The organism is Streptomyces brasiliensis (assembly GCF_014647875.1).
In the GTDB taxonomy this organism is placed as follows: domain Bacteria; phylum Actinomycetota; class Actinomycetes; order Streptomycetales; family Streptomycetaceae; genus Streptomyces; species Streptomyces brasiliensis.
This window is the reverse complement of the sequence record NZ_BMQA01000004.1, coordinates 144,897-168,209: the sequence shown is the minus strand read 5'-3', so window position 1 is coordinate 168,209 and position 23,313 is coordinate 144,897. Positions and strand designations below refer to the sequence as shown.

Here is a 23,313-nt window from a genome sequence, read left to right as displayed (position 1 = left end):
CCCCCACCTCGTGTACGCGGGTCGATGCCGAATGCGTCGGCCGGTCCACCGTAGCGTGCGCGCGGACGGTCGGTTGACCAGAGTCGTCAGGCCGTCAGCTGCCGGTGCCTGCCTTGCCCCAGTCCGGACCGGCCTTGTCCCAGGCCTGGTCCCAACGGGCGTACCGGCGACGGACCATGCGCCAGACGATCAGCCGTCGAGCGCCCTCGACCAGGCCGGCCGACAGGGCCGCCGCGCCGAATCCGGCGAGCACGGCGTGCGTCGTCGCCGTCTCGGAGTCGAGCGGGCGGGTGGCTATGCGGCCGTGCGGGTCCGTCCAGAGTCTGAAGTGGTCGCCCGGGTGCGGGGACTTGAGGTTGGCGAGGACGGGGCCGTGCTGCCGCGTGCCGTCCGCGGCGGTCCAGTCGGCGAGGACACGGCTGCGGGTGTCCTGCCCGGAGGTCGAGTCGGGGTCCAGGTCGAGCACGCCGCCGTCCAGCTTGCGCACCACGGTGGCCGTGGCCAGATGACGGGTCTGCCGCTGCTCCCGCACGGACCGCTGCAGGGAGTCCTGCGCCACGGAGCCGACGAGGGAGCCGATCACGGGTGCGGCCACCGTGATCAGCAGCATGGCCACGAGGGCCACCCAGGCCTCGGCCAGATCGGTCGTACGGCGCAGCGGATTGTGCCGCCAGCGCCACAGACCGCGGATCGCTCGCACCGATCTCCACCCCCCTTCCCGCTCCGTGATAACCCCCGCCCGAGCGGTTCACGTGCCAGTCCGGCCGAAGAGAGAGCGAAATCACCTCAGACCCCGGACCGGGACTCTCATGAACTTCTCACGCCATCCCAACGACCGGGCCCCCACGCCGGGTTCCCGGCCGGACGCCCCGATCACGCAGGCGCCCCGGCCCGCCGCCGCACACCAGGGGCCGGCCGCGGACCCCTACTGCAGGATGCGCACCGGGTCGCCGACGCGGATCGTGCCCGTCGTCCGGGGCACCAGGTTCTGGCCGAAGACCAGCCGGCTGCCGAACCTGCGGTGCCGGCCCAGCGTGCGCAGGGGTTCTCTGCCGCGCTCGGCGGTGTCCTGGTCGGTCGTGGTCACGACGCAGCGCCCGCACACCTTGGCGACCCGGAACTCGACGTCACCGATGGCGATGCGGGACCAGTCGTCCTCGGCCCAGGCAGGTGTGCCGGCCACGACCACGTTCGGCCGGAAGCGGTTCATGGGCAGCGGGCCCTCGGCGGCGTGATCACCCTGCGCCACCAGGGAGTTCAGGGCGTCGAGCGAGGTGGCCGAGGTGACCAGCAGCGGATAGCCGTCGGCGAAGCTCACCGTCTCGCCGGGCAGGGCGTGGTCGGGATCGACCGGGCGGCGCGTGGCCGGGTCGTCCATGTGGACCAGACGGACGTCGGCTCCGAGATAGTCACCGCACCAGGCGTGCGCGGCGTCCTGCGCGGCGACCGCCTCCACCTTGGTGCCGAAGATGTTCACCGTCACCGTGCACGACGGCTCTGGGACCGGCACCGTCACCGGCTCGCGCCCGGGTGCGGACAGCCGTATGCCGCCGCCGGGCACGGGCTCGGCGGCGGCCAGCGCGAGGCGCGGCTGTTCACGCTGGGTGACGACCTTTCCCCCGTCGTCGATCAGCGCCCAGCGCCGGTCTCCGGTCAGCCCCCAGGGCTCCGCCACGGCCTCTCGGGGTGAGACACCCCGGAACGCCTTGACCGGATGGACGTGGATCGACTGCAGTACGGCATTCCCCATGAGGTCATCGTGCCAGGCGGCGCCGACAACCGGGGAGACGGCTCAGTAGCCGCGGTACTGCTGGTTGCTGTACGGATCCTGGTAAGGAGCCGGGGCGGGCCGGGGAGCGGCGGGACGCATGGCCTCGTACCCGGTGCCCGGTGCCGGCGCCATCGGCCGCTGAGGCTGCTGCATCTGCGGGCCAGGAGCCGGGTAGCCACGCGGCGCGGTGGCCTGCTGCGGGATGTACGCCGTCGGCACCTGCTGCAGCGGAGCCGGCTGCGGCACCTGAGCGTAGCCGTAGGAGGGAACGTGGTGGGAGGGACCCGCCGGGAGGGCGGGCAGCGCCGACGGGAGCGCGGGCAGGTTGTTGCCCGAGTCGTAGGCGGCGGGGACCCGGATCGGGGCGATCTGCGGGGTGCCCCGCTCGGCCACGAGCGAGTCGTAGATCGGGGTGTCCGGGAAGGAGGCGGAGTAGTAGCCGCCGCCATAAGTGGAGCGGGGGGAGGTCATGGCACATAAGTTAAGCCCACGATGTGCTGGTTGGGGAGACCGATAAGAGGGTTGTTTTCCGTGTCGGCAGTGACGCGGGATCCCCAATCCGAGCGAACTTGCCAAAATAGGACGGCGATCCGCGTTTGGATCGTGTAAAGGGCGAGTTCCCGGCGGGTTACCGGGTGTTGGCCAGCGCTCTTCGGGCGCGGCTTCCCGTGCCACTTGCGGGAGTTCACTGGCCCGGAATGGGTTGGGCGGGTAGGGATGGCAATGGACGGCCGGGACCCGGCCGGGCGTGCCGACACATGATGGGGGCGGACATGACAATGCCGAAAGGATCGAATACGCCGGTGCCGACGACGGCGCTGCGCGTCGAATTGGGCTGGCGCTCCGGACCGGGGGTGCCGGACGCGGACGCCTCGGCGCTGCTGCTGGTGGCGGGAAAGGTCCGCTCCGACGGCGACTTCGTCTTCTACAATCAGCCGGCCCACCCCTCGGGTGCGGTGCGGCACGAGGGCAAGCGGGACGCCGGGGGGCGGGTGACCGACGCCCTTTCCGTGGACCTCGCGCGCGTGGAGAGCGTCGTCGAACGCGTCGTCCTCGCGGCCTCGGCGGACGGCGGGTCGTTCGGACAGGTCCCGGACCTGTACATCGAGGTGCGCGACGCGGCCGGCGGTGTGGTCGCCCGCTTCGACAACCCGGGCGCCACCGTCGAGACGGCGTTCGTTCTCGGGGAGTTCTACCGCCGTCAGGGCGCCTGGAAGTTCCGTGCCGTGGGCCAGGGCTACAGCACCGGACTCGAGGGTCTGGCCACGGACTTCGGGATCACCGTGGACGAGCCGCAGCACGCGGCACCGCCGGTCACCGCGCCCGTCGCGCCGCCCGTCCCGCTCCCGGTGACCGTGCCGCCGCCAGTGGGGCCGCCGGTCCAACTGCCCCCGCCCCCGCCGCAGGCGCCGGCCGCGCAGGCCGTCCGGCTCACCAAGGTGACGCTCACGAAGGCGGCCCCGTCCGTCTCGCTCGCCAAACAAGGGGGAACGTCCGGCGCCCTGCGCGTGAACCTCAACTGGCAAGTGCGCAAACAGTTCGCGGGCTGGGGCGCCAAGCGGGCCGCGAAATACCGGGACCTCGACCTCGACCTGTGCGCGCTGTACGAACTCGCCGACGGCCGCAAGGGCGTCGTGCAGGCCCTCGGCAACGCCTTCGGGTCGCTGCACCAGCCGCCGTACATCCACCTCGACGGCGACGACCGCACCGGTGCCGTCGCGAGCGGTGAGAACCTCACCGTCAACCTCGACCACACACGCGACTTCCGGCGCATCCTCGTCTTCGTGACCATCTACGAAGGCGCCACGTCCTTCGCCGACCTGCACGCCACGGTCACCCTCCAGCCTCAGCACGGAGCCCCCGTCGACTTCTCGCTCGACGAGTGCACGGTCCCCTCGACGGTCTGCGCGCTCGCCCTGCTCACCAACACGGGCGGCGACCTCGTCGTCCAGCGGGAAGCCCGCTATCTGGTCCCGGAGCGCGGGGTCAGCCCGCAGCGCACGATAGACCGGGCCTACGGCTGGGGCATGAACTGGACCCCCGGCCGCAAATAGCGCGCGCTCAGCCCTCGTCGGACACGGCGTCGGGACGGGCGTACGTCCGGCCCTTCCACGCCGCCCCGCGCCCCCGGTAGTGCTGCACGGCCGAGTCGACCGTCATGAGGAGGTACAGGAACGCGGTGAACGGCAGCAGGGGAGCGAGCCACAGCGGCAGGCGGTAGTAACGCAGCATCGGGACGTACGTCGCCGTCATCACCAGCCATGCCGGCGCCCCGAGGAACGCGGCGGCCGTGCTCCCCGTCACCACGCCCGCCACCACGGCCGCGGGCGGCACCAGGTAGACGAGGGCCAGACCGACGACCGTACCGAGGAGGAGCAGAGGGTTGTGCCGCAGCTGCGCATAGGCGCTGCGCGAGACCATCCGCCACAGGTCGTGCAGCCGCGGATACGGCCGCACGCTGTCCACACGCTCGGCCAGCCCCAGCCAGATGTGGCCCCCGCCGCCCTTCACGGCACGCGCGAGTGCCACGTCGTCGATGACGGCGTGCCGGATGGCGTCGGGAATACGCGCCCGGTACGCCGTCTCCGTGCGCAGCAGCACGCAGCCGCCCGCCGCGGCCGCCGTCCGCGCCCCCTTCCGGCCGATCCACCGGAACGGGTACAGCTGGGCGAAGAAGTACACGAAGGCCGGCACCACCAGCCGCTCCCACAGGCTCTCCACCCGCAGCCGCGCCATCTGCGACACGAGGTCGAAGCCCCCGGTCCGCGCCGCCGCGACCAGCCGGCGCAGGCTGTCGGGGGCGTGGGCGATGTCCGCGTCGGTCAGGAGCAGGTACTCCGGCTCACGCGCGCGTGCCAGACCGATACCGTGGCGCACCGCCCACAGCTTGCCCGTCCAGCCCGCGGGCGGCTCACCGGGGGAGTCCACGGTCAGCGGCAGCCCGCCGTGCCGCGTGGCCAGCTCGCGCGCGAGCTCACCGGTGCCGTCCGTACTGCCGTCGTCGACCAGGAAGATCTCGGCCCGCCCCGGATAGTCCTGTGCCAGCAGCGACGGCAGGCTCCGCGGCAGTACGGCGGCCTCGTCACGGGCCGGTACGACGACACAGACCGACGGCCACACGTCCGGGTCGCGGTGCGGCGGCAGGCGGACGTCCGTGCGCCAGAAGAAGCCCTGACCCAGCAGCAGCCACAGCCAGGCGGCGAGTGATACGACGGCGCTCCACACGATGGCGATCACCCGCGCAGTCTGCCCCACCACCCGGGTGCGCCGGGAGCCATCGTCTATCGTTGCCGCGTGAAGATCGCGCTCATGGACTCCGGAATCGGTCTGCTGGCGGCCACCGCAGCGGTACGGCGCCTGCGCCCGGACGCGGATCTCGTGCTCTCCCTGGACCCCGAGGGCATGCCCTGGGGACCACGCACCCCCGAGGACCTCACCCGGCGTGCCCTCGCCGTCGCCGAGGCGGCCGCCGCCCACCGGCCCCATGCGCTCATCGTCGGCTGCAACACGGCGACCGTCCACGCCCTGCCCGCTTTGCGCGCCCGCCTCGAGCCGGGCATCCCGGTGATCGGCACGGTCCCGGCGATCAAGCCCGCCGCGGCCGGCGGCGGCCCCGTCGCCATCTGGGCGACGCCCGCCACCACCGGCAGCCCCTACCAGCGCGGACTCATCGACGCGTTCGCCGACGGCGTGCCCGTCACCGAGGTGCCCTGCTGGGGGCTCGCCGAGGCCGTGGAACACGCCGACGAGGCTGCCGTCGGCGCCGCGATCGCCGCGGCCGCCGAGCTGACGCCGGACGAGGTGACGACCGTCGTCCTCGGCTGTACCCACTACGAGCTGGTGGCGGAACGTATCCGCGCCGCCGTGCAGCAGTCCGACGCCCCGCCGCTCGTCCTGCACGGCTCCGCGGGAGCGGTGGCCGCGCAGGCCCTGCGCCGGATCGGCGAGCAGCCCGCCCCCGACGCCCCGGCCGAGGGCACCCTGACGGTGCTGCTCAGCGGACGCGAGGGCGAACTGCCCGCCACCGCGCTCACCTATGCCGAGGGACGGCTCCTGCCCGCTGCCAGCCCCGCCCGCTGACCGGCGGCCACCCCGGACACGCACCGTCCGGTTCCCGGCCATCGACGGCGGTCACCCTCCGCAACCCGGTAGCCGCGCAGCGAAACATGAGTAGTCTCATAAGCATGAGGGACCACCCCCATGCGACCCATGACAAGAAAGCCGTGCCCCCCGAAGTGTGGACCGGACGCGCCACGAACCGGGTCCAGTGGCTGCTGGCGCTCGTCGGCGCGGCCTGTATGGCTCTCGGCATCGAGCTGGCCGTCGCCTCCGCGTGGACATCGGGCATCACGGCGCTCGTCATGTCCGTCGTCGGCTGCATCGCCGCCGGACTGCTGGTCCTCTTCGGCACCCTCTCCTTCGTGCACGTCGACCTGAAGCTCGACCAGGAGTGCCTCGAGGTGCGCTGCGGGCACATCGGAGTGCCGCGCCGCCGCATTCCGCTCAGCGAGGTCGCCGGAGCCGAGTTCGCGCCGCAGGTCACCCCGCGCCACTGGGGCGGCTGGGGCTACCGGTGGCGTCCCGAGATGGGCACCGCGGTCGTCGTCCGCAAGGGCGAGGGCGTCGTCCTGCGCCTCTGGGACGGCCACACGTTCACCATCACCGTGGACAACGCGGAGTCGGCGGTACGCGCGATCAAGGACAGACTGCGCACCATCGCGCCCGGCACGGCGCGCTGACGCCCGCCACCTGCTTCCTGATCACCCCGGCCCGGCGCCGCGGTCGCCCGCGAGCGGGCGGGCCGTGGCCAGCCCGGCCAGCAGTCCCGCGCTCACCGACACCGTCGTGAAACTCAGCGCGTCGCCCACCGCCGCTATCGCCGCCAGCGCGGTGAGGGCCGCGCCCGCGGTGAGGGCGACCGGCGTGGGCCGGGCCGTACGCCACAGCGCGTACAGGACCCAGCAGAACGCCGCCGCAAGGAGACCCACCCCGACAAGTCCCTGCTCGGCGGCCTGCTGCAGCGGCGCCGAGTGCGGCTTGCCGTCGGGCAGGAGCGTCTGCGGGGCCACCGCGCTCAGTTCGCCGAACCGGCCGGGGCCGACACCCAGCACCGTGTCCCGGCCCGCCAGATGCAGGGCGTCCTGCCACAGCGCGACGCGCCGCGGCGTCAGCCGGCCCGCCAAGGAATCGGCCAGGCCGTCCGGCAGCACGTTCCCGGCGACCGCCCAGGTCACGCCCGTCACCAGCGCCGTCGCGAGGGCGAGGCCCAGGATGCCCAGGCCGCGGCGGCGGATCCGGCCGGCGGCGAGCGAGCACAGCAGGACGACGGCGCCCAGGACGGATCCGGTCGCCGAGCCCACGACGGCGCCGGTCACCACGATGCCGACGGCCAGCCCGCGCAGGGCCAGCCGCAGGACCCGCAGCGGGGTGGCCCAGGCGGCGCAGCACACGGCTCCGGTGGCCAGGGTGAGCAGGGCGGCGGTGGCGCCGGCGTGTCCGAGCGGGGCGGTGATCTGGGGTCCCGGCGCGAGATGCGGCATGGCCACCGCGAGGCCGAACCCGGCCAGCGCGCCGGCACAGGGCGCGGCGACCGGCAGCAGCGCGCCCGAGATCCGGCCGGAGGCGTAGCCGGCGGAGACGGCGAGCACCGCGAGGAGCATGCCCTCGGGGCGGCCGTCGTGCGCCGCCGCCGTGACGAGCGACCACACGGCACAGGCGCCGAGCACGACGACGCCCACTGCGTCAGAAACGTTTCGTCTGTCGTTGTCCTTATCCGCCCCCACAGCGGACGCCGTTCCGGTCGTCCCCACCCCGTCGCCCCTCCGGTCCCCCGACCTGTGGCAGACACCGCTCGCGGGCCGTGGCCGGCCGCACGACACGGACTTCGGCACACCGTAACGGCTGATGACCGTTTTGTGGATGTGTCGCGCAGGAACGGCATGGCCGCCAGGCGTGGTTGCCCGGGGGGCACCGCCCTGCGGACCGCGCTGTCGGCGGCCAGGCCACCCGCCGTACACTCCCCGGGTGACCGTCACCGCACCCCCCGTGGACCAGTCGGATCAGCTCGAGCCGCCGCCCGCGTCCAGCGCGCGCACGGCATGGCTGCGGCGACTGGTCCCGGCCGCTGCCGCCGCCCTGTGCGGCGTGCTGCTGTACGTGAGCTTCCCGCCGCGCACCCTGTGGTGGCTGGCCCTGCCCGCCTTCGCAGGCTTCGCCTGGGTGCTGCGCGGCCGCAGTTGGAAGGCGGCCCTCGGCCTGGGATACCTCTTCGGCCTCGGCTTCCTGCTGCCGCTGCTGGTGTGGACCGGCGTCGAGGTCGGCGCCGGGCCCTGGCTCGCGCTGGTCGCGGTGGAGGCGGTCTTCGTCGCCCTCGTCGGCGTCGGCGTCGCCGCGGTGTCAAAGCTTCCCGCCTGGCCGTTGTGGGCCGCCGCCCTGTGGATAGCGGGCGAGGCCGTACGCGCGCGCGTGCCGTTCCGCGGCTTCCCCTGGGGCAAGATCGCGTTCGGTCAGGCGGACGGCGTCTTCCTGCCGCTCGCCGCGGTCGGCGGCACGCCGGTGCTCGGTTTCGCCGTGGTGCTGTGCGGATTCGGCCTGTACGAGGCAGGGCGGCTGGTGGTCGCGGGGCGCCGCACCCGTGCCGTCCGCAAGGGGGCTGCCGCCGCTGCGCTGCTGAGCGTGGCCGTTCCGGTGGTGGGCGCCGTCGCCGCCCGGCCGCTGGTGAGCGACAAGGCCGAGGACGGCACGGCGACCGTCGCCGTCATCCAGGGCAACGTGCCCCGCTCCGGCCTCGAGTTCAACGCCCAGCGCCGCGCCGTGCTCGACTACCACGTGCGCGAGACGCTGAAGCTGGCCGCCGACGTCAAGGCGGGCAAGGTCGCGAGGCCCGACTTCGTGCTGTGGCCGGAGAACTCCTCCGACATCGACCCCTTCGCCAACGCCGACGCGGCCGTGGTCATCGACGACGCGGCCAGGGCGATCGGCGTGCCCATCTCGGTCGGCGGTGTCGTCGAGAAGGACGGCAAGCTGCTCAACGAGCAGATCCTGTGGGACCCGGTCAAGGGGCCCACTCAGACGTACGACAAGCGTCAGGTGCAGCCTTTCGGTGAATACCTCCCGCTGCGCTCGCTCCTCGGGGCGGTCAACAAGGACTGGACCAGCATGGTCCGCCAGGACTTCAGCAGGGGGACGGAGCCTGGCGTCTTCGACGTCGACGGCGCCAAGGTCGGCCTCGTCACCTGCTACGAGGCCGCCTTCGACTGGGCCGTGCGGGACACCGTCACCCACGGCGCGCAGCTGATCTCGGTGCCGAGCAACAACGCGACCTTCGACCGCAGTGAGATGACCTACCAGCAGCTCGCCATGTCCCGCATCCGCGCCGTCGAGCACAGCCGGACCGTGACCGTGCCGGTGACCAGCGGGGTCAGCGCGGTGATCATGCCGGACGGGAAGATCACCCAGAAGACCGGGATGTTCGTGCCGGCCTATCTGGTCCAGAAGATCCCGCTGCGCTCCTCCGAGACGCCTGCCACCGGGCTGGGGATCCTGCCCGAGATCGCGCTCGTGGTCGTCGCCGCGGGCGGCCTCGGCTGGGCGATCGGGGCGGGCGTCGTGCGCAGGCGGCGTGCCGCCGAGGCGTGACCGGGCGCGACACCCGCGCCCCCGGCGCTCAGGTGGTGTGACGCGGCCGGCCCGTTAGGGTCGGGCGCATGGCTACTCCTGACTTCATCCGCACCCTCCGGACCTCAGCGGGTCACCAGCTGCTGTGGCTCCCCGGCGTCAGTGCCGTCGTCTTCGACGACCGGGGCAGAGTGCTGCTGGGACAGCGCGCGGACAACCACAAGTGGGCGCTGCTCTCGGGCATCCCCGACCCCGGTGAGCAGCCCGCCGCCTGTGCCGAGCGGGAGGTGTACGAGGAGTCCGCCGTACGCTGCGTCGCCGAGCGGGTCGTCATGGTGAAGGCCGGGCGACAGGTCACCTACGACAACGGCGACATCTGCCAGTTCATGGACATCACCTTCCGTTGCCGTGCGGTCGGCGGCGAGGCGCGCGTCAACGACGACGAATCCCTCGACGTCGGCTGGTTCGAGGTCGACGCCCTTCCCAAGATGGACGACCACCAGCTGGTCCGGCTCAAGCGGGCCCTGTCCGACGAACCCACATGGTTCGAACCCACGAGTTTTGAATGAAGTATGGGGTGTGAGCACATGTGGCCTGATGAGGGCGCTGCTTAGGGTCGGACCATGACCTCGCTCAGCGCCCTGCCTGGACCTCCCGCCCTCTCGCTCGACCTCGGAGGCCGCACGGCCCTTGTCACCGGCGCCGCCGGCGGCATCGGCCGTGCCTGCGCGCTGCGCCTGGCCGCGGCCGGCGCCGAGGTGAGAGCCGTCGACCGGGACGTGGCGGGCCTGGACGAGCTCGCCGAGCGGGCCCGGGACCTGGCCGGCACGGTCGAACCGCACGTCCTCGACCTCACCGATCTGGACGCCGCCGAGCTCGCCGCCGCGGGCACCGATGTCCTGGTCAACAATGCCGGGCTCCAACTGGTGCGTCCCATCGAGGAGTTCCCGCCGGACGTCTTCCACACGGTGCTCACTGTCATGCTGGAGGCCCCGTTCCGGTTGATTCGCGGCGCCCTGCCCCACATGTACGGACAAGGGTGGGGCCGGATCGTCAATGTGTCCTCCGTCCACGGTCTCCGCGCCTCCGCCTTCAAGTCGGCCTATGTGTCCGCCAAACATGGTCTGGAGGGCCTGTCCAAGACCACCGCGCTGGAGGGCGCACCCCATGGGGTCACCTCCAACTGTGTGAATCCCGCCTATGTGCGCACCCCACTGGTCGAGCGGCAGATCGCCGACCAGGCACGGGCGCACGGCATCCCCGAGGAACGCGTACCGGCCGAGGTGCTCCTCAAGGACAGTGCCGTCAAACGGCTCATCGAGCCGGAGGAGGTCGCCGAGGCCGTGGTGTACCTGTGCAGCCCGCAGGCCTCGTTCGTCACCGGCACGTCGCTGGTGCTCGACGGAGGGTGGACGGCCCACTGAGCGGGCCGTCTCCGACGTGCCGCGGTGTTTTCCACAGGCTCGAACGGACGGACCGGCGATGCGTAATCCTGTGAGCATGTCTCGCGATCACGTGCAGTCCGACGGGCGCACCGCCACCGACGCCGCGGTGCCGGCCGGTCCTGCCCGCACGCCGGACGACGGCGTGGAGGCCCCGTTCCTCGAACTGCTGGCGCGCGGCGCCCCGGCCGAGGCGTACGAGCAGCCGGTGCTCCTCGCCCGCGCCGAGGGAAGGCCCGCCGACCGGATCGCCGCGCTGGAGAAGGCCAAGCTCCTGGCGCTGCGGGTGCGCGCGGAGCTGGAGGGGCGGCGCAGGCGCGAGGCGGAGCTGTCCGCGCTGTTCGAGACCGCGCACGACCTGGCGGGTCTCCGGGATCTGGACGCCGTCCTGCAGGCGATCGTGCAGCGTGCCCGTTCGCTGCTCGGTACGGACGTCGCCTACCTCAGCCTCAACGACCCGGCCCGGGGCGACACGTACATGCGCGTGACCGAGGGCTCGGTCGCGGCCCGCTTCCAGCAGCTGCGGCTCGGCATGGGGGAGGGGCTCGGCGGGCTCGTCGCCCAGACGGCCCGGCCGTACGTCACCGACGACTATTTCAAGGACGGCCGCTTCCAGCACACGCTCACCATCGACGCCGGCGTGCGGGACGAGGGCCTGGTCGCCATCCTCGGTGTTCCGCTGATGCTGGGGCCGCACGTCATCGGCGTGCTGTTCGCGGCGGACCGCCGGGCGCGGGTCTTCGAGCGGGAACAGATCGCGCTGCTCGGCTCGTTCGCCGCGCTCGCCGCGGCCGCGATCGACACCGCGAACCTGCTCACCGAGACCAGGTCGGCGCTGGCCGGCCTGGAGCGCGCCAACGAGATCATCCGCGACCGCAGTGCTGTCATCGAGCGTGCCTCGGAGGTCCACGACCGGCTGGCCGAACTCGTCCTGCGCGGAGGCGGAGTTCACGACGTCGCCGCGGCGGTCTCCGAAGTGCTGGACGGCACGGTCGAGTTCGCGGAGGCGGACACCGCGCCCCCCGAGGCGCTGGAGGCGTCCCGGGCCGAGGGGCACGCGGTCCTGCACGGGGCGAACTGGATCGCCGCGGTCGCCGCGGGCGGCGAACTCCTCGGGGCACTGGTGCTGCGCGGTCACGCCGGCCTCGACCCGGTCGACCAGCGCACCCTGGAGCGGGCCGCGATGGTCACCTCGCTGCTCCTGCTCGCCCGCCGCTCCGCCGCCGAGGCCGAACAGCGCGTGCGCGGCGAACTGCTCGACGACCTGCTGGACGCACGGGACCGCGACCCGCGCCTGCTGCGCGAACGTGCCTCACGGCTGCACGCCGACCTCGACGCCACCCACACCGTGCTGGCGGCCCGTCTCGACGGTCCCGCGGCCGACGCCGAGCAGGAGGCCGCGGCCCGCCGCCGGCTGTGGGCCGCCGCGTCCCACCTCGCCGCCACCCGGCACGGCCTGGCGGCGGCGCGCGACGGCGGCACCGTGCTGCTCCTGCCCCTCGGCCCGGGTGACACGGCGACGGAGGCGGCCCGCCGTACCGCACGCCAGCTCGGTACGGCCGTCCACGAACCCGTCACGGTCGGGGCCTCCGCTCCCGTGGCCGGCCTCCTGGCGCATCCCGATGCCTTGGCCGCCGCCTACGCGGAGGGCCGCCGCTGCCTCGACGCGCTACGGCTCCTGGACCGCCGAGGTGACGGCGCCGCGGCCGAGGACTTCGGCTTCCTGGGACTGCTCCTGGCCGGCGAGCGGGACGTGGCGGGATTCGTCGACCGCACGATCGGCCCCGTCGTGGCGTACGACGAGCGGCGCGGCACGGACCTGCTGCGCACCCTCGACGCGTACTTCGCCTGCGGCATGAGCCCCGCCCGCACCAAGGACGAACTCCACGTCCATGTGAACACGGTCGCCCAGCGGCTGGAGCGCGTCGGCCGCCTGCTCGGCGACGACTGGCAGGGCCCCGCCCGCGTGCTGGAGATCCAACTGGCTCTGAGACTGCACAGGCTGGCGGCACCGACGCGCCACTGACCCCCGCACGGCCGAGACCGTACGGGGGCGCAGCGGGGGCGGTGCGGGTCAGACGGTCCGGGCGTCCGCCGCCTGCGCACCGGCGGACTTCTCCGCGTCCGCGACGCTGTCGGCCGTGACGTCGGCGAGGTCCCAGTGCCGGGTCTCCTTGGCCACTCCCACGGCGATCAGGGTGAGCACGGCAGCGGCGATCACATACAGGGCGATCGGGGCCGAGCTGTCGTACTCGGCGAGCAGCGCCGTGGCGATGAGAGGCGCGGGCGCACCGGCGGCGACGGAGGCGAACTGGGCGCCGATGGACGCGCCGGAGTAGCGCATCCGGGTCGCGAACATCTCCGAGAAGAACGCGGCCTGGGGCGCGTACATCGCGCCGTGCAGCACCAGGCCCACGGTGACGGCCAGCACCAGGCTGCCGAAGGAGGCGGTGTCGACGAGCGAGAAGAACGGGAACATCCACAGGCCGACTCCGGCCGCGCCCAGCAGATAGACCGGGCGGCGGCCGATCCGGTCCGACAGCGCGCCCCACGCCGGGATCACGGCGAAGTGCACGGCAGATCCGATGAGCACGGCGTTCAGCGCCGTCTGCTTGGAGACGCCGGCCGACTCGGTGGCGTAGACGAGGATGAACGCGGTGATCACGTAGTAGCTGATGTTCTCCGCCATGCGCGCGCCCATCGCCACGAGCACATCACGCCAGTGGTGCCGCAGCACGGAGACGAGCGGCAGCTTCTCGGCGTCCCCTGCGGCGGTCGCCTTGCGGGCCTCGGCGCGCTCCAACGCCTCCTGGAACACGGGCGATTCATCGACAGACAGACGAATCCACAAACCGACGACGACCAGGACACCGGAGAGCAGGAACGGAATCCGCCAGCCCCAGCTGCCGAACGCGGCGTCGGACAGCACGGCGGTGAGGAACGACAGGACACCGGTGGCCAGGAGTTGTCCGGCCGGTGCCCCGGTCTGCGGCCACGAGGCCCAGAATCCGCGCCGGCGTGCGTCCCCGTGCTCCGACACCAGCAGGACGGCACCGCCCCACTCGCCGCCCAGGGCGAATCCCTGGACGAGGCGCAGCAGGGTCAGCAGCACGGGTGCCGCGGATCCGACGGTCGCGTGCGTCGGCAGCAGACCGATCGCGAAGGTCGCGCCGCCCATCAGCAGCAAGCTCAGGACCAGCAGCTTCTTGCGGCCGAGCCGGTCACCGTAGTGCCCGAACACCAGGGCGCCCAGCGGCCGGGCGGCGAACCCGACGGCGTACGTCAGGAACGACAGCAGCGTGCCGACGAGCGGATCGGAGTCCGGGAAGAACAGCTTGTTGAACACGAGCGCGGCGGCCGAGCCGTACAGGAAGAAGTCGTACCACTCGATGGTGGTGCCGATGAGGCTGGCGGCGACGATGCGGGGGAGCTTTGCCGGTGTCGGAGGAGCGGATGCTGCGGAGGCCATGTGCGCCACTTCCTCGTGTGCGGTGGGGACGGGTACGTGTCGGGTCACCGTAGGAAGTCGCAGGTCAGGCGCACATGTGGCGGGACACCATAGTTCTGGGTGTTGGAGTGCGCGCGCCCACCATGGATGCGGTACCGAGGGCCTCGCGACGGTTGCGACGAGGCCGCGAAGGAGGCTTTCCGATTTGCTCTGCTCGGTCCCTGTTTGCGGGCGCGGTACCGGCTGTCGTGCCGACCGGGTGCTGACTGCGCCGTGCAGAACTGCGGCATGCGTCCGTCGCGACCATGTATCGCGACGTGGCACGCCCCGACCCGCAGCGCAGCCCCAAGAATCTGATGCGGCCGGGGCGGCCGGCCCTGCGCGACGAGTTCACCTCGTTACGCAGAGCCGACCGCCCCGGCCGCATCAGTGCGTGCTCGGCTAGCGAGCCGTTCCGAAGTCCTGGGTCCAGTAGCTGCCAGGCTGGGCGAGGCCGACGCCGATCTCCTTGAAGGAGCAGTTGAGGATGTTCTCCTTGTGGCCCTCGCTGGACATCCAGCCCGCCATGACCGCTTCGGGCGTGGAGTAGCCGTAGGCGACGTTCTCGCCGTACGCGCTCCAGTTGTAGCCGGCGCTCGTGATCCGGCTGCCCGGGTCGGAGCCGTCGGAGCCGGTGTGGGACATGTTCTGGTGGGCGGCCATGTCCTCGCTGTGCGCCTGCGCCGCCTTGGTCAGGGTCGCGTTCAGGGTCACGGCCGAGCAGCCGGCCTTGGTGCGCTCGGCGTTCACGAGCTGCACGATCTGCGCGGCGACTCCCGAGGCCGTGGCGGTGGGCTTCGGGGTGCTCGGAGCGGCGGGCGCCGAGGAGGCCGCGGGGGCGGAAGGCGTGGAGGGGGTGGCCTTCGGCGTGCTGGGGGCGGGGGCCGGGGCCGGGGTGTGCTTCCGCACCACGTGCTTGTGGTGCTTGTGACGCTTCGGCTTCGGCTTCGCGGTGGTGGCGGACGGGTCCGGCTGCTCCGGCGTGGCCGAGGCGGACGCGTTCGCCTCGGCGTTCCACTGGCGATACCAGTCGGCGTCGTTCCACCAGTTCTTCCCCGCGACCGTGCGCGCGCCGGATGTCTCGCCTCCTCCCTCGCCCGGCCAGTCGGTGGCCATGGCGACGGACGGCACGCCCACGGCGCCTAGTACGACGGCAGCTATGACCATCCGCCTGTAGTGCTGCTTCTTGCTGTGCTTACCCATGCGTGACCTCACTCGGTGATCGCCGAGCGCTCCTTGTGCGGCTGGCTTTGCGCAGGGTCCGCCCCTGAACTGCGGCGAAGTGCCTGCGGTTCGTCATTCTTAGGAAGCCTTCACACAGCGCGCAAAGGGGGTACGTACTACCTCACTTCGTAGACAGCAGCAGGCCCCGTCATGGGTGTGGGGGTCCGCCGGGCCCGCTCGAGGGGGTCTCGCGAAATGCTGTCGTTCCGTCAGAAGTGTCTGGACTGCGAGGCACGGGGGAATGGCGCGGGCGGACGGAACGCCGCCCGCCGCGGTGGGTCAAGCTGTTAGATCAAGACGGATAAATCCCTTATGTCAACAGAGCTGCTTCTACTATCCGACCCGCCTAGAACCCGACCCGGTGTGACCGAGGTCACGGAACCATTCCTTCCGGTTTCACTTACGCCCCCCGCTCGGCCCCCAGCTCCGCCGCCGGCTCAGGGTCGGGGAAGCGTCGCTCCAGCTCGGCCAGCCGCATGCGCAGTGCCTTCTCCGTCGCGCGGCGCTCCGACACCTCGCGCATGATCGCGGAGATCCCGGCGATCTCGCCGCCGGCGTCGCGCAGCAGCGCCACCGTGAACTCGATCGAGAGGCGGTGGCCTTCCTTGTGTGTGGCCGGAACGCCGAGCAGTGTGTCGCCGTACTTGGTGCGGCCGGTGGCCGTCGTCTGCTCGTAGCCCTTGCCGTGCCGCGCCCGGAGCTTCTCCGGAATGATCAGGTCGAGGCTCTGTCCCACGGCCTCGGCCGCTGTGTGCCCGAACATGCGTTCCGCGCCGCCGTTCCAGACCAGGATGGTTCCGTCCGGATCGGCCACCACGATGGCTTCCGAGGACTCGCGCGCGATCGCCTGCGCCAGCCAGGCCTCCGGCTCACCGGCACCGGCACGTCCGGTGCCGGGGCTCGCCTGTGCCGTCGTGGCCCCGTTTCCGTCTGCTGCTTCGCTGCCGTCACCCACGGCGTACTCCCCTTCTTCCGGGGCGCCGCCCTGCGGGCCGCACCTCGGTGCCCGCCTCGGCCGCGCCCTCTCCGGATCCGCGTCGGCGACAGTATGGCGCCCGCGCTTTGAATAAGGAATACTGCATACAATCGCTCATCTGGTCAGGAGGGGCCGCTCATGTTGTTCCGGCAGCTCGAGTACTTCGTGGCAGTGGCCAGGGAGAAGCACTTCGCGCGGGCGGCGGAGGCCTGCTACGTCTCGCAGCCGGCACTGTCGATCGCCATCGCCAAACTGGAGCGGGAGCTCAACGTCACGTTGATCAACCGCGGCCACACCTTCGAGGGACTGACCCCCGAGGGCGAGCGGCTGGTCGTCTGGGCCAAGCGGATCCTCGCCGAACACGACGCGTTCAAGGCAGAGGTCGCCGTCATGCAGTCCGGCATCACCGGGACACTACGGCTCGGGACGGGCCCCACCGTGTCGACGACGACGGGGCTCCCCGTGGCCGCGTTCTGCGCGATGCACCCGCTCGCCAGGGTGAAGGTCTCCTCCCGGCTCTCCTCGGCCGAACTCGTGCGCCAGCTGCGGGACTTCGAACTGGACGCCGCCATAGCCCACTTCGGGCCCGACGACCGTGAGGGCCTCGAGCTGCTGCCGCTGTACGAGGAGCAGTACGTGCTGCTGGTGTCCGGCGAGCATCTGGTGCCCGCGAAGCCCACCATCACCTGGGCCGAGGCGGCGCAGCTTCCCCTGGCGCTTTTGACACCTGACATGAGGTTCCGTCAGTTCATCGACGACGCCTTCGAGAGCTGCGGAGCCGTGGGGACCCCCCAGGTGGAGACGGACTCGGTCGCCTCCCTCTGCGCGCACGTCGCCACGGGCGCGTGGGCGAGCGTCGTCCCGCACACCTGGCTGAACGCGATGCCCATGGCCGGCGGGACCAGGGCCGTGCGGCTGGTCGAGCCGGACGGCAGGGCGCAGATCTCGGTGGCGATCCAGGCGGCGACGCCCGGGTCGGTCGCCGCGCGGGCGTTCCTCAACGTGGTCGCGGGGCTGTCCCTGGACGAGGTCTTCCTGCCCGAACGGCCGGACCTCACCCCGGTGTACGCGGGGGCACAGGAACCGTACGACAGGCAGGACGAGGCGCCGTACGACCGGCAGCCCGTGGGTGTTCGTGGGGCGGGCTGATGCCTGCGGCGGGGAGTGCACTCACGAACTGCCGCTGACAGGTGCCCAGAAGGGCAAGGGCGTCCTGCGCCCCCATCGATAAACGCCGTAAATCAGCTGGTTGGCAAGAGATCTTGGACGCATCGGCCCTTCCGCGCCGATGGTGAACACGGAAGACGAACTCGGCGACCCTCTAGGGAGGATCCGGACCATGACGGACGCTGTCACACAGGACACGGGGGTGGAGGGCGCCGAAGAACCGGCCGCTCTGACCGACGGGATCCACCTGGTCGTCGACGCGCTGAAACTCAACGGGGTCGAGACCATCTATGGAGTCGTGGGTATCCCGATCACCGACCTGGCGCGGCTCGCCCAGGCGTCGGGCATCCGCTACATCGGCTTCCGGCACGAGAGCGACGCGGGTCACGCGGCCGCCGCGGCCGGCTTCCTCACACAGAAACCCGGCATCTGCCTGACGGTGTCCGCGCCGGGCTTCCTCAACGGGCTCGTGGCGCTGGCCAACGCCACGACCAACTGTTTCCCGATGGTGCAGATCTCCGGATCCAGCGAGCGCCACCTCGTCGACCTCCAGCGGGGCGACTACGAGGAGATGGACCAGCTGGCGGCCGCCAAGCCGTTCGCCAAGGCCGCGTTCCGGGTACACCGCGCCGAGGACATCGGCCGCGGCATCGCGCGCGCCATCCGCACGGCCATCTCCGGCCGTCCCGGCGGCGTCTACCTCGACATCCCCGCTGCCGTGCTCGGCGAGATCATCGACGCGGACAGGGGCGCCGCCTCCCTGTGGCGGCTCGTCGACCCGGCGCCGCGCCAACTCCCGCAGCCCGAGGCCGTGGACCGGGCGATCGACCTGCTGTCGGGCGCCGAGCGGCCGCTGGTCGTACTCGGCAAGGGCGCCGCGTACGCGCGGGCGGACGAACCGATCCGCGAGTTCATCGAGACGACCGGCATCCCGTACGTGCCCATGTCGATGGCGAAGGGCCTGCTGCCCGACGACCACCCGCAGTCCGCGGCCACCGCGCGCTCGCTGGCGCTGCGCAAGGCGGACGTCGTCATGCTGGTCGGCGCGCGCCTCAACTGGCTGCTGGGCCACGGGGACGCGCCCCAGTGGAGCCCGAACGCCAAGTTCGTCCAGGTCGACATCGCGGCCAATGAGATGGACAGCAACCAGCCCATCGCCGCCCCGCTCGTCGGCGACGTCGGTTCCGTGATGGAGGCCCTCGTCGAGCGCAGCAAGCCCGGCCGCATCAACGCCCCGGCGCAGTGGCGCGAGGAACTTGCCGCGCGCTCCGCGCAGAACGTGACCAAGATGGCCGGCCGGCTGAAGGCCGCCGAGACCGCGCACCCGATGAAGTTCCTGGGCGCCCTGCAGGCCATCCGCGACGTCCTGAAGGACAACCCGCGCGCCTACGTCGTCAACGAGGGCGCCAACGCGCTCGACCTGGCCCGCAACACGATCGGCATGAGTGTGCCCCGCCACCGCCTGGACAGCGGCACCTGGGGCGTGATGGGCATCGGCATGGGCTACGCGATCGCCACCGCCGTCGAGACCGGCGACCCGGTCGTCGCCATCGAGGGCGACAGTGCCTTCGGGTTCAGCGGCATGGAGATCGAGGCGGTCTGCCGTTACAACCTGCCGATCGTGACCGTCGTCCTCAACAACAGCGGTGTCTACCGCGGCGACGACCCCTCCTCCACCGCGGATCCGGCGCCCACCGCGCTCAAGGCCCGGCACGACCTCATGATCCAGGCGTTCGGCGGCAAGGGCTATCAGGCCACCACGCCCGCCGAGGTCGCCACCGTGCTCCGCGAGGCCCTGGCGGCGGGTGTGCCGGCACTCATCGACTGCGTGATCGACCCTGCGGACGGCACGGAGAGCGGCAACATCGCGCACCTCAACCCCAAGGGCATCACGGCCAAGCACTGACCACGTCCCGCCGTCACGCATCGCGACGCTGCCAGACGCATCGAGACGCATCGAGACGCATCGAGACGCATCGAGATGATTCACGAGAAGGAACAGATATGACTGAACTGCCGCTCTCCGGGATCAAGGTCATCGACTTCACCGGCGTACAAGCCGGCCCGGCCTGCACGCAGATGCTTGCCTGGTTCGGAGCCGATGTCCTCAAGGTCGAGCGCACCGCCGGCGGCGACGTGACGCGCAACCAGCTGCGCGACATCCCCGACGTCGACGCCCTGTACTTCACCATGCTCAACAGCAACAAGCGCTCCCTGGCCATCAACACCAAGTCCCCCGAGGGCCGGGAGGTCATGGAGAAGCTGATCCGTGAGGCCGACATCCTGGTCGAGAACTTCGCGCCGGGCGCCATGGACCGCATGGGCCTGGGCTGGGAGACCCTCCAGGAGTGGAACCCGCGGCTGATCTTCGGCTCGGTCAAGGGCTTCAACGAGGACTCGCCCTGGAACGACCTCAAGGTCTACGAGAACGTCGCCCAGTGCGCGGGCGGTGCCGCCTCGACGACCGGTTTCTGGGACGGCCCGCCCACCGTCAGCGGTGCCGCTCTTGGTGACAGCAACACCGGCATGCACCTGATGATCGGCCTGCTGACGGCGCTGATCGACCGGGGCAAGACCGGCAAGGGCCAGAAGGTGGCGGTGTCCATGCAGGACGCCGTGCTCAACCTGTCCCGCGTCAAGCTCCGCGACCAGCAGCGCCTGGACCGGGTGGGCTACCTGGAGGAGTACCCCCAGTACCCGAACGGCGAGTTCGGCGAGGCCGTGCCGCGGGGCGGCAACGCCGGCGGCGGCGGTCAGCCGGGCTGGGTCCTGAAGTGCAAGGGCTGGGAGACCGACCCGAACGCCTACATCTACTTCACGGTCCAGGAGCAGAACTGGAAGCGGACCGCGGAGGCCATCGGCCGCCCCGAGTGGGCGGAGGACCCGGAGTACAGCACCGCCAAGGCCCGGCAGAACACCATCTTCGAGATCTTCGGCGAGATCGAGAAGTGGCTGGCCGACAAGACGAAGTACGAGGCGGTCGACATCCTGCGCAAGTGGGAGGTCCCCTGCGCGCCCGTGCTCAGCATGAAGGAGATCGCGGACGACAAGGCGCTGCGCAAGAGCGGCACGGTCGTGGAGGTCGAGCAGAAGGGCCGTGGAACGTTCCTGACGGTCGGCAGCCCGATCAAGTTCTCCCGGTTCAAGCCCGAGATCGTGGGCGCGCCGCTGCTCGGTGAGCACACGGACGAGGTGCTCGGCGGACTCGGCTACGACGCGGGCACGATCGCGGAGCTGCGCGACAAGAACGTCATCGTCTGAGCCGCCGCGGGAAGAAGCCGGCCCGGTCCACCGACCCGGGTCGGCTTCTCGGCGTGCCCGCTGTCGGAGGACCTCCGGCTCGTCAAGCTGCGGGCGGCATACGACACTTCGCTATGGCGTTGCTGCGCCAGTGGCACCTCCCGGCTCGCAAGATGCGCCGTGGGCCGGCCGGCGGCCGACGCGGCCGAGCACGCCTGCGGCGCCTGGCGCTGCGCCATCGGCCTGGGCACGGGCATCGTGCGCGCCGGGGTGCGCGCCATGGCGAGAGCCGCGCCCCTTGTCACCGCCCGGCCAGGACGGAGAGCGCGATGAGCACGACCGGGGCCTGGAGATCGCGGTCGCGCTCGCCGTCCGCATGCACATAGGGCGGGTCGCCGCGGGCCTGCCATCGGCTGCCCCGCACCTGCCCGTGCAACGCCGTGGCCAGGCCTGCCGGCTGTCCCGCACCCCCGTCCGCAGCGTCGCGGCCCCGTCCGCCGTCCGAACCGGGTCCTCCTCGTGCACCGCTGCGGGGGTGCCCGTCGCCCGCCGGCGACGATGGCCGGGATCGACCGGTTCATCGCCTTGGCCATGAGGTTGGTGAGGATGGTCCCGGACGCGCCGACGATCATGCCCGCGACGATCAGCGCGGTGTTGTCCAGCGCCGGTCCGGTGGCCGCCGCCGACAGTCCCGTGAAGGCGTTGAGCAGCGACACCACCACCGGCATGTCCGCACCGCCGATCGGCAGCACGACCATCACGCCGAGCACCGCGGCCGTCACCAGCACGCCCACGATGAGCGCCTCGGAAGAAGAGCCCAGGCCGATCGCGACGGCGCAGCCCAGTGACATCAGCAACAACGCGAGGCTGAGCGGCTGTTGACCCCGGCCCAGACCGACCGGCCGCCCCGGCAGGACCTCCTGAGCGCTGCACGGCGCTCGGCGACGCCATGGTCGCCGGTGGCCTCAAGGCACCCGTCGAGAAGAACCTGCGCGACGACATCTGGATCAAGCTCATGGGCAACGTCGCGTTCAACCCGCTCAGCGCGCTCACCCGCGCGACCATGGCGGAGATCTGCGGCAACCCTCGAACGCGGCGACTGGTGGCCCAGTTGATGGAGGAGACCCTCGACATCGCGGCCCGGGTCGGCAGCGCGCCGGACATCTCGATCGAGAAGCGGCTGCGTGGCGCGGAAGGGGTCGGGCACCACAGGACCTCGATGCTCCAGGACCTGGAGGCGGGCAAGCCGCTCGAACTCGACGCCCTCGTCACGGCGGTGGTGGAGATCGCCGACATCACCGGCGCCGAGACGCCCGTGCTACGGGCCGTCCACGCGGCCACGGACCTGCTCGCGCAGCGAAGCGCCCGGGCGGCACACGCTCCCGCGTGATACCTCATCAAGGCCCGCACGCGTATTGCATACAGTATGGAGTCCAGGCCTATCCTTGTTCATGGCCCTCACTCGCACGCCCACAGCAGCGCAGGCCCTCGAGATACTTCTGACGGGCAATCGGCGCTTCGTCGACGGAGACCCTCAGCATCCGAACCAGGGCACGGCGCACCGCGCCTCCCTGGCGCCCGCCCAGCATCCCTTCGCCGTGCTCTTCGGATGCTCCGACTCACGCCTGGCCGCGGAGATCATCTTCGACCGCGGCCTGGGAGACCTCTTCGTGGTGCGCACCGCCGGCCACGTTCTGGGTCCCGAGGTGCTCGGCAGCATCGAGTACGGCGTGGACCAACTGGGCTGCCCGCTCGTGGTGGTGCTCGGGCACGACGCGTGCGGCGCCATCCGCGCCGCGCGCAGCATCCTGGAGGACGGCCTCACCCCGGCCGGGTACGTGCGCGACGTCGTCGAGCGCGTCACCTCCAGCGTGCTGGCCGCGCGCGCGGCCGGGCTGAGCGAGGAGCCCGACATCGTGGACGAGCACGTACGGCACACCGTGGACATGCTCCTGGACCGCTCGCCCGCGCTCGCACGGGGCCGGACGGCGGTCGTCGGCCTCTCCTACCACCTCGACGACGGACGGGTACGGCTGGTCGCCAGCCACGGCCTGGACGACGCCGAGGCCGCCTGAGCCTGCCGCACCCGACACCGCGCCCCATCTCCCCCCGGAACAAGGGGAGATGGGGCGCTGAATCGTCGTCCGGCGGTCAGCCCACCCGCTCTTCCTGGTCCTTGCGCAGCAGCCGGGCGCCCTCGACCACCACCGGGTCCAGGCCGTCTGCGCCGGCGTCCACCAGCGCAAACAGCCGGGCGCGCATCCGCGGGTCCCAGAACCGGCGGATGTGCGCCGCCAGCGTCTCGGCGGCCCGGTCGGCGGGCTGGTGACGGAGGTTCGAAGCGATCTGGTTCGCCATCCGCTGCTCGGACGGCACTCCTGCGGCCATC

At 71.7% G+C, this 23,313-nt stretch carries 21 protein-coding genes and 2 pseudogenes; 12 read left to right on the top strand and 11 right to left on the bottom strand.

What is annotated here, in order from left to right; translation table 11 throughout:
• Nucleotides 1-94 precede the first annotated feature (94 nt).
• From IEZ19_RS08475 to IEZ19_RS08465, 3 genes are all read right to left on the bottom strand, one after another.
• Nucleotides 95-700: an Rv1733c family protein gene (locus tag IEZ19_RS08475; RefSeq protein WP_189310459.1), complete on the bottom strand. Its 606-nt coding sequence runs from the start codon at nucleotides 698-700 to the stop codon at nucleotides 95-97.
• Nucleotides 701-925: 225 nt separating this feature from the next.
• Complete coding sequence (locus tag IEZ19_RS08470) at nucleotides 926-1,750, bottom strand: MOSC domain-containing protein (protein WP_189310458.1); 825 nt, start codon at nucleotides 1,748-1,750, stop codon at nucleotides 926-928.
• A gap of 42 nt (nucleotides 1,751-1,792) precedes the next feature.
• Nucleotides 1,793-2,242, bottom strand: coding sequence for a DUF6643 family protein (locus IEZ19_RS08465; protein ID WP_189310457.1), 450 nt, complete (start codon nucleotides 2,240-2,242; stop codon nucleotides 1,793-1,795).
• 308 nt (nucleotides 2,243-2,550) lie between these two features.
• Between IEZ19_RS08465 and IEZ19_RS08460 the strand changes: the two genes are divergently transcribed.
• Nucleotides 2,551-3,825: a TerD family protein gene (locus IEZ19_RS08460; RefSeq protein ID WP_189310630.1), complete on the top strand. Its 1,275-nt coding sequence runs from the start codon at nucleotides 2,551-2,553 to the stop codon at nucleotides 3,823-3,825.
• Nucleotides 3,826-3,832: 7 nt separating this feature from the next.
• Here IEZ19_RS08460 and IEZ19_RS08455 read toward each other — a convergent pair whose 3' ends face one another.
• Nucleotides 3,833-5,008, bottom strand: coding sequence for a glycosyltransferase (locus tag IEZ19_RS08455; RefSeq protein ID WP_189310456.1), 1,176 nt, complete (start codon nucleotides 5,006-5,008; stop codon nucleotides 3,833-3,835).
• 57 nt (nucleotides 5,009-5,065) lie between these two features.
• Here IEZ19_RS08455 and IEZ19_RS08450 point away from each other — a divergent pair, with 57 nt between their 5' ends.
• Complete coding sequence (locus IEZ19_RS08450) at nucleotides 5,066-5,851, top strand: glutamate racemase (protein WP_373296937.1); 786 nt, start codon at nucleotides 5,066-5,068, stop codon at nucleotides 5,849-5,851.
• A 104-nt stretch (nucleotides 5,852-5,955) separates the two neighbouring features.
• Complete coding sequence (locus tag IEZ19_RS08445) at nucleotides 5,956-6,510, top strand: hypothetical protein (protein WP_189310455.1); 555 nt, start codon at nucleotides 5,956-5,958, stop codon at nucleotides 6,508-6,510.
• A 21-nt stretch (nucleotides 6,511-6,531) separates the two neighbouring features.
• Here IEZ19_RS08445 and IEZ19_RS08440 read toward each other — a convergent pair whose 3' ends face one another.
• On the bottom strand, nucleotides 6,532-7,509 hold the full coding sequence (locus IEZ19_RS08440) for an O-antigen ligase family protein (protein ID WP_189310454.1): 978 nt from the start codon (nucleotides 7,507-7,509) through the stop codon (nucleotides 6,532-6,534).
• Between the two features lie 286 nt (nucleotides 7,510-7,795).
• Here IEZ19_RS08440 and lnt point away from each other — a divergent pair, with 286 nt between their 5' ends.
• The 4 genes from lnt to IEZ19_RS08420 all read left to right on the top strand — a co-directional run bounded on the left by lnt (nucleotide 7,796) and on the right by IEZ19_RS08420 (nucleotide 12,856).
• Complete coding sequence (lnt, locus tag IEZ19_RS08435) at nucleotides 7,796-9,409, top strand: apolipoprotein N-acyltransferase (protein ID WP_189310453.1); 1,614 nt, start codon at nucleotides 7,796-7,798, stop codon at nucleotides 9,407-9,409.
• Between the two features lie 68 nt (nucleotides 9,410-9,477).
• Entirely contained in the window at nucleotides 9,478-9,957 is a 480-nt protein-coding gene (locus tag IEZ19_RS08430) for an NUDIX hydrolase (protein WP_189310452.1), read from the top strand.
• A 54-nt stretch (nucleotides 9,958-10,011) separates the two neighbouring features.
• Nucleotides 10,012-10,812, top strand: coding sequence for a 3-hydroxybutyrate dehydrogenase (locus IEZ19_RS08425; RefSeq protein WP_189310451.1), 801 nt, complete (start codon nucleotides 10,012-10,014; stop codon nucleotides 10,810-10,812).
• A gap of 76 nt (nucleotides 10,813-10,888) precedes the next feature.
• Complete coding sequence (locus tag IEZ19_RS08420) at nucleotides 10,889-12,856, top strand: helix-turn-helix domain-containing protein (protein WP_189310450.1); 1,968 nt, start codon at nucleotides 10,889-10,891, stop codon at nucleotides 12,854-12,856.
• 48 nt (nucleotides 12,857-12,904) lie between these two features.
• Here IEZ19_RS08420 and IEZ19_RS08415 read toward each other — a convergent pair whose 3' ends face one another.
• The 3 genes from IEZ19_RS08415 to IEZ19_RS08405 all read right to left on the bottom strand — a co-directional run bounded on the left by IEZ19_RS08415 (nucleotide 12,905) and on the right by IEZ19_RS08405 (nucleotide 16,496).
• A complete protein-coding gene (locus IEZ19_RS08415) occupies nucleotides 12,905-14,299 on the bottom strand; it encodes an MFS transporter (RefSeq protein WP_189310449.1) in 1,395 nt (464 codons plus the stop codon).
• 420 nt (nucleotides 14,300-14,719) lie between these two features.
• Nucleotides 14,720-15,520 carry a CAP domain-containing protein gene (locus IEZ19_RS08410; protein WP_189310448.1) on the bottom strand — a complete coding sequence of 267 codons (801 nt, stop codon included), beginning with the start codon at nucleotides 15,518-15,520 and terminating at the stop codon, nucleotides 14,720-14,722.
• Between the two features lie 421 nt (nucleotides 15,521-15,941).
• A complete protein-coding gene (locus tag IEZ19_RS08405; RefSeq protein WP_229840086.1) occupies nucleotides 15,942-16,496 on the bottom strand; it encodes a PAS domain-containing protein in 555 nt (184 codons plus the stop codon).
• Between the two features lie 159 nt (nucleotides 16,497-16,655).
• Between IEZ19_RS08405 and IEZ19_RS08400 the strand changes: the two genes are divergently transcribed.
• The 3 genes from IEZ19_RS08400 (at nucleotide 16,656) to frc (ending at nucleotide 20,945) form a co-directional block, all read left to right on the top strand.
• Nucleotides 16,656-17,666, top strand: a complete 1,011-nt coding sequence (locus IEZ19_RS08400) for a LysR family transcriptional regulator (RefSeq protein ID WP_189310447.1) — start codon at nucleotides 16,656-16,658, stop codon at nucleotides 17,664-17,666.
• A 190-nt stretch (nucleotides 17,667-17,856) separates the two neighbouring features.
• Entirely contained in the window at nucleotides 17,857-19,590 is a 1,734-nt protein-coding gene (oxc, locus tag IEZ19_RS08395; protein ID WP_189310446.1) for an oxalyl-CoA decarboxylase, read from the top strand.
• Between the two features lie 98 nt (nucleotides 19,591-19,688).
• Nucleotides 19,689-20,945: a formyl-CoA transferase gene (frc, locus tag IEZ19_RS08390; protein ID WP_189310445.1), complete on the top strand. Its 1,257-nt coding sequence runs from the start codon at nucleotides 19,689-19,691 to the stop codon at nucleotides 20,943-20,945.
• 280 nt (nucleotides 20,946-21,225) lie between these two features.
• On the opposite strand, the gene IEZ19_RS52570 is transcribed toward frc, so the two are convergent.
• Together IEZ19_RS52570 and IEZ19_RS50515 are read right to left on the bottom strand one after the other, a co-directional pair.
• Complete coding sequence (locus IEZ19_RS52570; RefSeq protein WP_268248623.1) at nucleotides 21,226-21,348, bottom strand: hypothetical protein; 123 nt, start codon at nucleotides 21,346-21,348, stop codon at nucleotides 21,226-21,228.
• A 178-nt stretch (nucleotides 21,349-21,526) separates the two neighbouring features.
• Nucleotides 21,527-21,817 (bottom strand): annotated as a pseudogene (locus IEZ19_RS50515) (NAD(P)(+) transhydrogenase (Re/Si-specific) subunit beta); the annotation flags it as partial.
• On the opposite strand from IEZ19_RS50515, the pseudogene IEZ19_RS08380 reads away from it, so the two are divergent.
• Together IEZ19_RS08380 and IEZ19_RS08375 are read left to right on the top strand one after the other, a co-directional pair.
• Nucleotides 21,814-22,314 (top strand): annotated as a pseudogene (locus IEZ19_RS08380) (ketopantoate reductase C-terminal domain-containing protein); the annotation flags it as partial. The pseudogenes IEZ19_RS50515 and IEZ19_RS08380 sit on opposite strands and share 4 nt — an antisense overlap.
• 61 nt (nucleotides 22,315-22,375) lie before the next feature.
• Nucleotides 22,376-22,999 (top strand): carbonic anhydrase, encoded by a 624-nt coding sequence (locus tag IEZ19_RS08375; protein ID WP_189310444.1) that lies wholly within the window; start codon nucleotides 22,376-22,378, stop codon nucleotides 22,997-22,999.
• Nucleotides 23,000-23,075: 76 nt separating this feature from the next.
• Here the strand turns inward: IEZ19_RS08375 and IEZ19_RS08370 are convergent, their stop codons facing one another.
• A complete protein-coding gene (locus IEZ19_RS08370; RefSeq protein WP_229840084.1) occupies nucleotides 23,076-23,312 on the bottom strand; it encodes a formate dehydrogenase subunit delta in 237 nt (78 codons plus the stop codon).
• Between the last annotated feature and the right edge of the window lies 1 nt (nucleotide 23,313).